Genomic DNA, 13,636 nt, shown 5'->3' with positions numbered 1-13,636 from the left:
TTATTTCACCTTCTTTTCTAAAACTTTCGCGAATTTCGTCAATGCAGTGATCAAGATCAAGTACATTACTGCGATGATCAAGTAAACATACGTACTTTGAGTGGTCCGAGCAACGATGATTCGTCCAGTTTGTAACAACTCGACCACACCGATCGCTGAAATGATCGTCGTATCTTTCAATGAGATCACGAATTGGTTGACAAACGATGGAATCATGATTTTAAATGCTTGTGGTAAAATGATTTTTTGCATCGTACGGTTATAAGACAGACCTAAACTTCGTGAAGCTTCCATTTGTCCTGTTGGAACTGCATTGATCCCACCACGTACGATTTCAGCGATATAGGCACTCGCGTTCAAGGTCAATGTAATGATCCCTGCAATAAAGTCAGGAATCGTAAAGCCGACGATACTTGGTAGACCGAAAAAGATGAAGAAAGCAAGTACCATCATCGGGATTCCACGAATGATATCTACATAGATGCTGGCAACTGTTCGTAAGGCGCGGATCGGTGCAACACTGAAAAGACCGAAGATTACGCCGACAACTAAAGCTAGTGCAAATGAAATCAAGGTTAATAGGATCGTTTGCCATAAGCCTTTCAATAGCGCTTTGTAATTGTTTTGGATCAAGCCAGTCAATGTCGATTCATCAACAGCTGGTGCTGCTGCACTTTCGTCTGTAGAGATGTATTGATTGATGATCTCATCATATTGACCTGTTCGTTTTAATTCTTTTAATCCTTCGTTGAACATTTGTAATAATTCAGGATTTTCTCCTTTTTTCACTGCGAAACCATAAGAGCCACCAGTTTCTCGTTCGATCGGCGTTTCTAATTCCTGACCATTTTTGATCGCATAACCGATTACTGGATAGTCATCCATCATTGCGTCAATTGCTCCGACTCTCAAACTGTCATATAGTTGATCTGCAGCATCGAAATATTTGATTTCGTAGCCATATTTCTCTTGGTTAGCGACCAAGAAATCTGCACTTTCGGTACCGACTTTCGCACCGACTGTTTTTCCATCTAAGTCTTCATAAGACTTGATCGAAGTATTACCTTTTTTGACTGCGATTTGGATACCACTTTGGAAATAAGGGTCTGAAAAATCAAACGTTTTTTTACGTTCATCTGTAATCGTCATCCCCGCGATCATTCCATCTGCTTGTCCAGATTCCAATGCTTGTAACGCAGCAGAGAAACCGCGGAAGTCCATGCGGATATTGAACCCATGCATTTCTGAGATAGCTTCCATTAAGCTGACATCGATCCCCACATATTCGCCATCCGCATTTTGATACTCGAATGGAGCGAAGGCCGAATCACTTGCAATCACATAAACGTCTTTTTTAGGTTCTATTTTTTGCATCGTCTCGCTAGTTGCTGTAGTCGATTGCGTCTCATCAGCTTGCACAGGCGTGTGCAGAGCGAATGTAACAAGTCCTGTCATTATGAAAAGGAATGTCTGTAACATGTTTCTTTTTTTCATAAATAACCTCCTATATAAATTTCGATAATTTCCATATTTAACTATTATAGGCGAAAAGATATTCCTAACACAAGATTCCAAGAAAAAATAATTCAAAAAAGTAGCAGTTTATTACATGGTATGTAAGAAAATGTGACATGTAATAAAAGAAAGAGATGAACTATAAGATCTGAAACTTTCAATTGGCGAAAGTATGTTCGCCGTGATATAATAGAAGAACAAGGAATGCCTTTGCTTTCCTTTTCTTTTTTTTGATGAAATGAGAGAAGGAATGAACGAAAAGGAGGACGAACAATGATTGAAAGAGATACCTCCCGTCATTTCGAGTTGGTGTCAAAATACCAACCAGCCGGCGATCAACCAGAAGCGATCAAGCAGTTGGTCGAAGGTGTAAATGAGGGTAAAAAAGCGCAGATTTTATTAGGTGCGACCGGAACAGGGAAAACCTATACGATATCTAATTTGATCGAAAAAGTAAATAAACCAACTTTGATCATTGCACATAATAAGACACTAGCTGGCCAATTATATGGGGAATTCAAAGAGTTCTTTCCGAATAATGCGGTCGAATATTTTGTTTCTTACTATGATTATTATCAACCAGAAGCCTATGTACCTTCGAGTGATACGTACATTGAAAAAGATTCAAGTGTCAACGATGAAATCGATAAATTGCGTCATTCCGCCACAAGTTCATTGTTAGAACGAAATGACGTGATCGTGATTGCTTCGGTTTCTTGTATTTTTGGATTAGGTTCACCATTCGAATATCAAAAACAAGTCGTGTCGATCAGACAAGGTGCGGAGATGGACCGTAATCAATTGATCCGAGATCTAGTCAGCATCCAATTTGAGCGAAACGATATTGATTTTCAGCGCGGTCGTTTTCGAGTGCGTGGTGATGTCGTGGAGATCTTTCCGGCTTCACGTGATGAGCGAGCATTACGCGTGGAATTTTTTGGTGATGAGGTCGAAAGAATCCGTGAGGTGAATGCGTTGACAGGTGAAGTATTAGGCGAAACAGAGCACGTCGCTATTTTCCCAGCCACTCACTTTGTGACCGATGACGATCATATGGAACATGCGGTCGCAAATATCAAAGCAGAACTGGAACAACGCTTGACTGTGTTACGTAATGAGAACAAATTACTAGAGGCGCAACGCTTAGAACAACGGACGAACTATGACATCGAGATGATGTTAGAGATGGGCTATACTTCAGGGATCGAAAACTATTCACGTCATATGGATGGTCGTAAAGAAGGCGAACCGCCGTATACGTTATTAGATTTCTTACCTGAGGATGCGCTGATGGTCATTGATGAATCTCATGTGACGATGCCACAGATCCGTGGAATGTATAACGGAGACCGTGCGAGAAAACAAATGCTAGTCGATTATGGCTTCCGCTTGCCATCTGCACTAGATAACCGTCCTTTGCGTCTAGAAGAATTTGAGAAACATGTCAACCAGATCGTCTATGTTTCAGCTACTCCTGGACCTTATGAGTACGAACAAACAGACACAGTGGTCCAACAAATCATTCGACCAACAGGATTATTAGACCCAGTCATCGAAGTACGACCGATCATGGGTCAAATCGATGATCTAGTTGGTGAGATCAATGAGCGGGTCGAAAAAGATCAACGGGTGTTCGTGACCACGTTGACGAAAAAGATGTCAGAAGACTTGACCGATTACTTCAAAGAGTTAGGGATCAAAGTGAAATACTTGCATAGTGATATCAAAACATTAGAACGAACAGAGATCATTCGCGACCTTCGTTTAGGTGAGTTCGATGTATTAGTTGGTATCAACTTACTACGTGAAGGATTAGATGTCCCTGAAGTATCGTTAGTCGCTATTTTAGATGCCGATAAAGAAGGGTTCTTACGAAGTGAACGTTCGTTAGTCCAAACCATCGGACGTGCGGCACGTAACTCAGAAGGTAAAGTCATCATGTATGCGGACAGAGTCACTGATTCTATGCGTTTGGCCATGGACGAAACGTCAAGACGTCGTAGTATCCAGCAACAATACAATGAGGAACATGGTAATGTTCCGAAAACGATCATCAAAGAAATCCGAGACTTGATCTCGATTACGAAAGAATCAGAAGATGATGCAAAAGAAACGGTACAAGTTTCTTATGAAGAGATGACAAGAGAAGAAAAAGCAACACTATTGATGAAACTAGAAAAAGAAATGAAAGATGCAGCGAAAGCATTGGATTTCGAGACTGCAGCCAATGTGCGTGATATGATTCTTGAATTAAAAGCATCTGAGTAGGGGGTAAACATGGCTAACGATAAAATTATTATTCATGGCGCAAGAGCGCACAATTTGAAGAATATCGATGTGACGATCCCACGTGATAAATTCGTGGTCGTCACCGGATTATCCGGTTCAGGGAAAAGTTCACTTGCTTTTGACACATTATACGCAGAGGGACAACGCCGATATGTTGAAAGTTTATCTGCGTATGCCCGTCAATTTTTGGGGCAAATGGATAAACCGGATGTCGATAGTATTGATGGACTTAGCCCAGCAATCTCGATCGATCAAAAAACAACCAGTAAAAACCCTCGTTCTACCGTAGGGACAGTCACAGAGATCAATGATTATTTACGTTTGTTGTTTGCTCGGGTCGGTCATCCGATCTGTCCAAATGACCATATCGAGATCACCAGTCAATCCGTCGAACAAATGGTGGACAAAGTGCTAGAACTGTCTGATTGGACGAAGATCCAAATTTTAGCACCGATCGTGGTAAAGAAAAAAGGACAACACAAAAAAGTATTTGAACGTGTCCAAAAAGAAGGGTATGTTCGTGTTCGTGTAGACGGAGAAACCTATGACGTTAGCGAAGTACCTGAATTAGAGAAAAATAAAAAACACGATATCGCGATCGTGATTGACCGAATCGTGGTCAAAGAAGGCGTCCGCTCTCGTTTATTCGATTCTATCGAAGCAGCGCTTCGTTTAGCGGATGGCTATGTACTGATCGATGTGATCGGGGAAGAAGAAATGCTCTTTAGCGAACATTATGCGTGTCCGTACTGTGGGTTTACAGTGGGAGAATTAGAACCGCGCTTATTTTCTTTCAATGCACCATTTGGCGCATGTCCGGATTGTGATGGTTTGGGTGTCAAATTAGAAGTCGATATCGATCTAGTGATCCCAGATAAAACAAAAACATTGAATGAAGGAGCAATCATCCCTTGGAATCCCATCAGTTCGCAATATTATCCACAAATGCTGGCTCAAGCGTGCGAAAGTTATGGCATCGATATGGATACACCATTTGAAGACTTACCTATTGAACATCAAGAAATCGTGTTGAATGGTACCTCAGAGCCCTTCCATTTCCACTACGAAAATGATTTTGGAGGAGTGAGAGATGTTGAAACGTCATTTGAAGGGGTGATGACCAATATCAAACGTCGCTACCATGATACGAACAGCGATTTTACGAGAGAACAAATGCGTCTTTACATGACAGAATTGACGTGTAAGACTTGTGACGGTTACCGGTTGAATCCACAAGCTTTATCCGTACAGATCAATGGTACGAATATTGGTCAGACGAATGAGTTGTCGATCCAACATGCCGTTGAATTTTTTGAAAATCTAACTTTATCAGAGCAAGAAAAAGTCATCGCTCGTCCGATTCTAAAAGAAGTCAATGATCGTTTGTCATTCTTAGAAAATGTGGGTCTTGATTATTTGACACTTAGTCGTGCTTCGGGCACTTTATCAGGCGGAGAAGCGCAACGGATTCGTTTAGCCACACAAATCGGTTCAAATCTATCGGGAGTTCTTTATATCTTAGATGAGCCTTCCATTGGCTTGCATCAACGGGACAATGATCGCTTGATCGGTTCATTGAAGAAAATGCGTGATCTTGGCAATACCTTAGTGGTTGTGGAACATGATGAAGATACGATGCGTGCAGCTGATTATTTGATCGATGTTGGGCCTGGTGCGGGACATCAAGGTGGCGAGATCGTTTCTGCTGGAACCCCAGCTCAAGTTGCGAAGGATAAACATTCATTGACCGGACAATATCTGTCTGGCAAAAAATCGATCCCTGTTCCTGAAACAAGACGAAAAGGTACAGGGAAAGCGATCAAGATCACAGGTGCGACAGAAAACAACTTGAAAAACGTGTCCGTCGAGTTTCCTTTGGGTGAGTTCGTGGCGGTCACTGGAGTCTCTGGTTCAGGGAAAAGTACGCTTGTGAACAGTATCTTGAAGAAGGCATTAGCACAAAAAATCAATCGTAATTCAGCCAAACCAGGAAAGTTCAAAACGATAACTGGTTATGAAGGAATCGAAAAAATCATTGATATCGATCAAAGCCCGATTGGTCGGACACCAAGAAGTAATCCGGCGACTTATACGAGTGTTTTTGATGATATCCGTGATCTGTTTGCTCAAACTAATGAAGCGAAGATGCGTGGCTACAAAAAAGGTCGTTTCAGTTTCAATGTGAAAGGTGGACGCTGTGAAGCTTGCCGCGGGGATGGGATCATCAAAATCGAAATGCATTTCTTACCAGATGTGTATGTCCCATGCGAAGTCTGTCATGGGAAACGTTATAACTCAGAAACATTAGAAGTTCATTACAAAGGAAAAAGTATTGCGGATATCTTAGAGATGACGGTTGAAGATGCCGTTGAGTTTTTCCAACCGATCCCTAAGATCCATCGAAAACTACAAACGATCGTTGATGTTGGTTTAGGGTATGTCACGATGGGACAACCAGCAACGACATTGTCCGGCGGAGAAGCGCAACGAATGAAACTTGCGAGTGAACTGCACAAAATTTCTAATGGGAAGAATTTTTATATTTTAGATGAGCCGACTACAGGGCTTCACACTGATGACATTGCTCGTTTATTGCATGTTTTGCAACGATTGGTTGATGCAGGAAATACTGTGTTAGTCATTGAACACAATTTAGACGTCATCAAAACAGCGGATCATTTGATCGACCTAGGACCTGAAGGTGGCGAAGGTGGCGGTACGATCCTAGCGACTGGTACACCAGAGGAATTAGTGAAAGTCAAAGAAAGCTATACAGGACATTATTTGAAAAAAATCATGGGAAAATAATAAAAGTGATGATGATAGTTAAAAAAATATTAAAAGAATACAATATGTATTGTTTTCTTTTCATGAATATTCTAGAATATTTTATATGGTAGTTCTTTCTACACTTATTGGTATAGATAAAAACTTCCTATAAGTTCAATCCGTTCAAAAAAGAATTGAGCAATCGGAGGAGATTCCTTTGATTGCTTTTTTCTTTATGGTATGATATTCCTTGTGTAATTGTAAAAGAAAAAACAAGAGATTATTAAGTTAGTGAGAGATAATGATGAACAGTAATGAAAAAAATGAATTTATCCCTATTTTATTAGGTAGCGATATGAACGTTTATGGTATGGCCCGTTCATTTCACGAGGCATATGGCACAGTTTGTCAATCCTATGCGTCGAATCAATTAGCGCCTACCCGCTATAGCAAAATCGTAAACGTTGAAGTGATTCCAGGATTTGATCAAGATCCGGTTTTTATAGAGACGATGAGACGTTTAGCAAAAGAAAAATATACGGATAAAAATAAAAAATATTTACTGATAGCTTGTGGCGATGGATATGCCGAGTTGATATCTCAGCATAAAGAGGAGCTGTCTGAAACTTTTATATGTCCTTATATCGATTATTCACTTTTCGAGCGATTAGTGAATAAAGTGAGTTTTTATGAGATATGTGAAGAATATCAGTTACCTTATCCCAAAACATTGATCATTCGAAAAGAAATGTTGAACAATGGCCGCTTGGAACAAGAGTTACCTTTCAATTTTCCTGTAGCACTAAAACCGGCAAATAGTGTGGAATATTTATCTGTCCAATTTGAGGGACGAAAAAAAGCGTTTATTATTGATAATCGCGAGGAATTTGATTTGATGTTAGGTCGGATCTATGAAGCAGGTTATACGAGCGAAATGATCGCACAAGATTTTATTCCTGGGGATGACAGCAATATGCGTGTTTTGAATGCCTACGTTGATGACCAGCATCAAGTACGAATGATGTGTCTAGGACATCCATTACTTGAAGACCCAACACCAGCGTCTATCGGAAACTATGTGGTGATCATGCCTGACTATAACGAGAAGATCTACCAAACGATCAAAGCATTTCTAGAAAAAATCGAGTACACTGGTTTTGCAAACTTCGACATGAAATATGACCCACGAGATGGGGAATATAAATTATTTGAGATCAATCTTCGTCAAGGAAGAAGTAGTTTCTTTGTTACGCTTAATGGTCTGAATTTAGCACGTTTTCTAACAGAAGACCGTGTCTTTGGTGTGCCATTCGTGGAAACGACATACGGAACGAACCAATCAGACCAAGCGAAGCTATGGCTTGGCGTGCCTAAAAAAGTCTTTTTGACTTATGCCAAAGAGAACGAACAAAAACAACGTGCCTTGCAGTTGATCAAAGAAAAACGCTATGGAACGACTGTGTTTTATGAGAAAGATCATTCACTTAAACGCTGGGTATTGATGACTTATATGTTCCGAAACTATATTCCAAGATTTAAAAAATACTTTCATTCGAAAGAAGGCTAGTTCATGGAGAATTTTTTCAGCATCTTAGGTGGGATGGGAACGATGGCAACGGAAAGCTTTGTACGCTTGATCAATCATCGTGTCAAAGCCGCCAAAGATCAGGATTATTTGAACTATGTATTGTTCAATCATGCGACAGTTCCTGATCGAACGGCCTACATTTTGGATCAAACAAAAGAAAATCCTGTCTCTTATTTAGTAGAGGATGTCAAAAAACAAAATTTACTACAACCGAATTTCATTGTTTTGACTTGTAATACAGCTCATTACTTTTTTGATGACTTACAAGCAGAGACGACGATTCCGATTTTGCATATGCCACGAGAAGCGGCAAAAGAGCTTGTCCGTCAAAAAACAACGGGTAAAGTAGCTGTTTTAGCAACTCAAGGAAGTATTCTTGCCGGCGTTTACGAAAAAGAAATCAAAGCGTTAGGATTTGACGTGGTGATTCCTGACCAAGAACTACAAGAAAAAGTGAACTACTTGATTTATCATGAAATCAAAGAAGCAGATCGCTTGAACAAAGAACTTTATTTTGAGATTTTAGAAGAAGTCGTTCAACGATTGGCATGTGAAAAGATCATCTTAGGCTGTACAGAATTGTCTTTGATGCAAGAAGTTGCCTCCGATAATCCTTATCCTGTGATCGATGCGCAGTCGATATTAGCTGATCGAACAATCGAGATGGCACTGTCTGCTCGAAAGTAAGATACGTTTTGAGTGTAATAATAGTTGTGGGCTGAGTTTGATCCACAGGGGTTCAGCTCCTATAAATTAGCGCGAAAAGAGTTAGAGACAGAAATGTTTCCCCTCGAGAAATAAGACGCCATCCACGAAAATTGTTCTTCAAATTTTTGTGGATGGCGCCTTATTTCCGAAGAGCGTACTTTTGTTCTCGCCATTTATTCGGTTTTAGAATGTGCGTGAGGACTAATGTCCCACTCACTTTTCGTGCTTATTTTGAAGTGATTTGTTTTTGTTTCACAGTCTTTGAATAAAATCAAAAGAAATCGAATTCAAACTAGCAATGATACGCCCGGGATGATATAATTTTATAGGAGAACGAGAGAGGAGGCCATACGGATGGCTGATAATTTAGAACTAGTAATCATTACAGGAATGAGCGGTGCAGGTAAAACTGTGGCCATTCAAAGCTTTGAAGATATGGGGTACTTTTGTATCGATAATATGCCCCCAACACTGATCCCGAAATTCTGGGAACTGATCAAGGAATCGGGGAAAGTCACAAAAATGGCACTTGGTGTGGATCTACGTTCACGCTCTTTCTTTGAAGAGATCCAAAGTATGTTGATCGAGATCGAAAACACAAATTTCATCGATACCTCTGTCTTATTTTTAGATGCTTCTGATGAAGAGTTGGTTGCTCGTTATAAAGAAACCAGAAGAACACATCCGATGGCGATGGATGGTCTAGTAACGGAAGGTATTCGTAAGGAACGGGCGATTTTAAATGACATCAAAGCACAAGCTTCGGTCATTATTGATACGACGACTTTAACTCCACGACAACTACGTGAAAAAATCAATCAAACATTTAAAACAAAAGATGATCAAGGATTTCGCATCGAGTTTGTTTCGTTTGGTTTCAAATATGGATTACCGATTGATTCAGATATTGTAATGGATGTTCGCTTTTTACCGAACCCTCATTATATCGCTGATTTAAGACCATTGACTGGGAAAGATAAACCAGTCTATGATTACGTCATGTCCTTTGACGAAACAGAATTATTTTATTTGAAATTCCTTGATTTATTAAAGACAGTCATGCCAGGATATATCAAAGAAGGAAAAAGCAGTTTGACTGTAGCAATTGGCTGTACGGGTGGACAACACCGTTCAGTTGCTTTAACAGAAAGGTTATCTCAAGCGCTTAGTGAAACATATAAAGTCAATGTAACTCATCGTGACAAAGATAAGCGCAAAGAGACGGTGAACCGCTCATGAAAATGAAAACTTACCGAATTCGAAAACCCAAAATCGTTGTAGTCGGAGGCGGTACTGGCTTACCTGTTATTTTGAAAAGTCTACGTAATCAAGGAGCCGATATCACGGCAATCGTGACTGTCGCAGATGATGGCGGTAGCAGCGGTGAGATTCGCCAGTCGATTGCGATGGCTCCTCCAGGAGATTTAAGAAATGTGTTAGTCTCGCTATCTGATATGCCTCAATTTTACGAAGATATCTTTCAGTACCGTTTCAAAAAAGAAGACCAATTTTTAGCCAATCATACCATTGGTAACTTGATCATTGCGGCAGTTGCTGAAATGAGAGGGAGTACTTATGAAGCAGTGCAACTATTGTCTCGAATGATGCACGTGGATGGTCACATCTATCCCTCTTCTGAAACGCCGTTGACTTTACATGCGGTCTTCAAAGATGGAACGACAGCGATCGGAGAATCTAAAATCGCTCTTGACCGCAAAACGATCGATCGGGTATTCGTGCGTAATACAGAAGACGAAAGTGAAGCCAAAGCAGGCCGCAAAGTCGTTTCTGCGATCATGGAAGCAGATATGGTCGTCTTAGGACCGGGAAGCTTGTTCACGAGTATTCTTCCTAACTTAGTCATACCAGAAGTTGGTGAAGCCATGCTTCAAACGAAAGCAGAGGTCGTGTACATTTGTAATATCATGACACAAAAAGGGGAAACAGAACATTTTTCAGATGCAGACCATATTCGTGTGTTGCATCAACATTTAGACCAACCCTTTATCGATACTGTTTTAGTCAATACAGAAAAAGTACCAAAAGATTACATGGACCCGGAAATCTACGATGAATACCTTGTCCAAGTAGCACATGATTTTAATGGCTTAAGAGAAGAAAATTGTCGGGTCATTTCGACAGACTTTTTAGAGTTGAAAAATGGCGGGGTCTTCCATGATGGTGAAAAGGTAGTTGAAGAACTATTTCGTATCGTCTTTGGCTCAAAGTAATTAAAGGAAAAATTTTGTGAAAAGGAGGTGGATAACGTGTCATTTGCAGCTGAAGTCAAGAAGGAATTGACTGGTTTGGAAGTCCATCGAGAACATGCAAAAGCGGAATTAGCCGCGTTATTACGAATGAATGGCTCACTTGGAATCGTCAACCAGCAATTCATCTTGAATGTACAGACAGAAAACGCCGCAATTGCTCGACGGATCTACTCACTTTTAAAAGATCATTATCAAGTACGAAGCGAACTGCTCGTACGCAAGAAAATGAAATTAAAGAAGAATAATGTCTACATCGTTCGCTTGAAACAAGGAACAAAAAATGTATTGATGGATCTGGATATCATGGATGGCATGATGTTCAATGGGCATGTTTCCGATGAGATCATGGGAAATGCACAAAAGATGCGTTCATATTTACGTGGCGCATTTATGGCGTCGGGTTCAGTCAATAACCCGGAAACAAGTCGTTATCACTTAGAGATTTATTCGATCTACGAACAACATAACCAAGATATTTGTAATATGTTGAATTACTATGGTTTACACGCGCGTACACTAGAAAGACGTAATGGCTATATCTCTTATTTAAAAGGGGCCGAAAAAATTGCTGATTTCTTGACTCTGATTGGGGCAACAAATTCGATGTTGCGCTTTGAAGATGTGCGGATCGTGCGTGATATGAGAAATTCAGTGAACCGGTTAGTCAATTGTGAGACGGCTAACCTGAACAAAACCATTGATGCAGCATCAAAGCAGATTGAAAATATTGAATTGATCGAAGCACGAGTGGGTTTACAAGCACTTCCGGAAAAGTTACAAGAGATTGCTGAATTACGCTTGCAACATCCTGAAGTCAGTTTAAAAGAACTAGGAGAAATGATCCCATCCGGAGCGATCTCGAAATCAGGGATCAATCATCGGATTCGAAAAATCAACGAATTTGCTGAAAAATTAAAGGAACAAGCATCCTAACGAACAATGAATTTATTGTTCATTTAATGGAAATATAAACATATTGTGGTTTGACTAATTTGTCTTTTGCTTTTAGGGTCCATCGAAGCAAGAGGATAGATGTCAGACCACTTTTTTTCTTTTTCTTAAAAATGGGCCTGAATCTAAAGTTTAGGTACTTATAATGAATGCAAATTAGTGATAGTGAGGAGGAGATTGCATTATGGAAGAAGCACATAAAAGTAAGAAACGTAAAATAGATGAACTATATCCTACAAGAGACCTAAAAGAAAAGCGTGATCAAGCCATTTATCGTGAGTTAATATCAGGTCAGTTGGAAAAAGACATCATGAACAAGTATCAAATCAGCAGAGAGCGCCTCTATACAACCAAGAAAAAGCTGGCAATCCAAGAGATTATCGGGCAAAAAAGCCAAAAAAAAATTGCCTATCGGTTGAAATTGACAGTCTCACAAGTTCGTAAGTATCGAAATGATTATATTTATACCGCATTAGCAAAAAATGGAGAGATAGCAGCATTAGCAGCTGAATTTCAGATGAGTGAAAAACAAATCTTGCAGATTCGCAATAAAAGGATCGAGTTTAACAGAAGTAGCAAAAGATTCACAGTTATCAGTCAATAAAATTTGTTCAATCAGAAATGAACAGATTATCGAACGATTGAAAGAACAACATCCTGAAGAAATTGCCAGAGATTTCAATTTATCAATGGAACAAGTATTTTTGATCAAGCAACGTTCGCTAGAATCAAATAGTAAGACAAAAGAGTTGTCTTCCGCGAACAAAAATCTCTTGGATCAATTAGAGGAACGCAAAGCGAAGATGCTAAGTTTACTTGAAGAAAGCAAAACAACAAAAGCTGTAGCACAAGAATTAATGATCAGTCAACGAGCAGTCATTGATATCCGTAATCGGGAAATCGAAAAATCATTCGAAGCTGGATAGACTGGCCAAGAAATCAGTCAGCGATTCCACATTGGAATCGAGGAACTCTATCGACTAAGAGATGTTCGTCTATTGATACAAAGCGATCAAGGGAAAACGAGTAGTCTTCTTTCAAAAAGATTTAATGTGTCATTATCCAGAGTTGGATCGATTTTGTGTCGGAATAATGCTTCTAGTAAGCTTGATCATACTACAGCAAGCTCTCGAAAAACATTTGATATTTCAGTAGTGTCTGATGAGACAAGACAAGAAATTCTGAAACGAATCAAAGAAACAAAAATAACGAAGGCTTTGGGAAAAGAATTAGGAGTAATCGTCCCCCTGATCTATAAAGTGAGAAATCATGGGATATTAACAAAATTGAACAGTGGAGAATCCACTCAAGCGGTCGCAGAAGAATTCAAAATGGATATCAAAAATGTTCGTGAAGTTATTTTCCGAGCAAATCTGGCAGAATTTCCAAATATCAAACGACGTACTTTAGATTATTTGACACCTGAACAAGTGCAAACAGTTAGAAACTGCCTCAATCGCAAGATGACGCTCAGAGAAATCTCTGAAGTACTAGGAATCAAAGACTCGCTGGTCAGATGTGTGCAAACAAAAATGAAATCATAAAA

General features: G+C 39.8%; 11 protein-coding genes. 10 read left to right on the top strand and 1 reads right to left on the bottom strand.

Translation table 11 applies throughout. The features are described from left to right. The gene (locus HZ311_RS01265; RefSeq protein WP_309296177.1) at positions 1 to 1,590 is read right to left on the bottom strand and encodes an amino acid ABC transporter substrate-binding protein/permease; all 1,590 of its coding nucleotides are present in this window, start codon (positions 1,588 to 1,590) and stop codon (positions 1 to 3) included. A 198-nt stretch (positions 1,591 to 1,788) separates the two neighbouring features. Here HZ311_RS01265 and uvrB point away from each other — a divergent pair, with 198 nt between their 5' ends. The 10 genes from uvrB to HZ311_RS01215 all read left to right on the top strand — a co-directional run bounded on the left by uvrB (position 1,789) and on the right by HZ311_RS01215 (position 13,634). Next, positions 1,789 to 3,783, top strand: coding sequence for an excinuclease ABC subunit UvrB (uvrB, locus tag HZ311_RS01260; RefSeq protein WP_178946410.1), 1,995 nt, complete (start codon positions 1,789 to 1,791; stop codon positions 3,781 to 3,783). 9 nt (positions 3,784 to 3,792) lie between these two features. Then, entirely contained in the window at positions 3,793 to 6,612 is a 2,820-nt protein-coding gene (gene uvrA / locus HZ311_RS01255; RefSeq protein WP_178946409.1) for an excinuclease ABC subunit UvrA, read from the top strand. A 262-nt stretch (positions 6,613 to 6,874) separates the two neighbouring features. Continuing rightward, positions 6,875 to 8,140 (top strand): D-aspartate ligase, encoded by a 1,266-nt coding sequence (locus tag HZ311_RS01250; protein WP_041684221.1) that lies wholly within the window; start codon positions 6,875 to 6,877, stop codon positions 8,138 to 8,140. Positions 8,141 to 8,143: 3 nt separating this feature from the next. Continuing rightward, positions 8,144 to 8,848, top strand: a complete 705-nt coding sequence (locus HZ311_RS01245; protein ID WP_010735231.1) for an amino acid racemase — start codon at positions 8,144 to 8,146, stop codon at positions 8,846 to 8,848. A gap of 375 nt (positions 8,849 to 9,223) precedes the next feature. Continuing rightward, positions 9,224 to 10,108, top strand: a complete 885-nt coding sequence (gene rapZ / locus HZ311_RS01240; RefSeq protein WP_010735232.1) for an RNase adapter RapZ — start codon at positions 9,224 to 9,226, stop codon at positions 10,106 to 10,108. After that, positions 10,105 to 11,100, top strand: coding sequence for a gluconeogenesis factor YvcK family protein (locus HZ311_RS01235; RefSeq protein ID WP_010735233.1), 996 nt, complete (start codon positions 10,105 to 10,107; stop codon positions 11,098 to 11,100). The genes rapZ and HZ311_RS01235 overlap by 4 nt, the downstream gene beginning before the upstream one ends. Before the next feature lie 36 nt (positions 11,101 to 11,136). Next, positions 11,137 to 12,072, top strand: coding sequence for a DNA-binding protein WhiA (whiA, locus tag HZ311_RS01230; RefSeq protein ID WP_010735234.1), 936 nt, complete (start codon positions 11,137 to 11,139; stop codon positions 12,070 to 12,072). 202 nt (positions 12,073 to 12,274) lie between these two features. Further along, positions 12,275 to 12,694 (top strand): hypothetical protein, encoded by a 420-nt coding sequence (locus HZ311_RS01225; RefSeq protein ID WP_010735235.1) that lies wholly within the window; start codon positions 12,275 to 12,277, stop codon positions 12,692 to 12,694. Positions 12,695 to 12,731: 37 nt separating this feature from the next. After that, positions 12,732 to 13,016, top strand: coding sequence for a helix-turn-helix domain-containing protein (locus HZ311_RS01220; protein ID WP_023519818.1), 285 nt, complete (start codon positions 12,732 to 12,734; stop codon positions 13,014 to 13,016). A 126-nt stretch (positions 13,017 to 13,142) separates the two neighbouring features. Beyond that, positions 13,143 to 13,634 (top strand): hypothetical protein, encoded by a 492-nt coding sequence (locus HZ311_RS01215; RefSeq protein ID WP_137072529.1) that lies wholly within the window; start codon positions 13,143 to 13,145, stop codon positions 13,632 to 13,634. Positions 13,635 to 13,636: the final 2 nt, after the last annotated feature.

Source organism: Enterococcus mundtii (assembly GCF_013394305.1).
Lineage (GTDB): Bacteria > Bacillota > Bacilli > Lactobacillales > Enterococcaceae > Enterococcus_B > Enterococcus_B pernyi.
This window is presented reverse-complemented; position numbering and strand designations above follow the sequence as displayed.

Bases quoted from the DNA above. Each gene is read 5' to 3' on its own strand.
- uvrB (WP_178946410.1), top strand. From the start codon at position 1,789: ATGATTGAAAGAGATACCTCCCGTCATTTCGAGTTGGTGTCAAAATAC.
- uvrA (WP_178946409.1), top strand. From the start codon at position 3,793: ATGGCTAACGATAAAATTATTATTCATGGCGCAAGAGCGCACAATTTG.
- HZ311_RS01250 (WP_041684221.1), top strand. From the start codon at position 6,875: ATGATGAACAGTAATGAAAAAAATGAATTTATCCCTATTTTATTAGGT.
- HZ311_RS01245 (WP_010735231.1), top strand. From the start codon at position 8,144: ATGGAGAATTTTTTCAGCATCTTAGGTGGGATGGGAACGATGGCAACG.
- rapZ (WP_010735232.1), top strand. From the start codon at position 9,224: ATGGCTGATAATTTAGAACTAGTAATCATTACAGGAATGAGCGGTGCA.
- HZ311_RS01235 (WP_010735233.1), top strand. From the start codon at position 10,105: ATGAAAATGAAAACTTACCGAATTCGAAAACCCAAAATCGTTGTAGTC.
- HZ311_RS01225 (WP_010735235.1), top strand. From the start codon at position 12,275: ATGGAAGAAGCACATAAAAGTAAGAAACGTAAAATAGATGAACTATAT.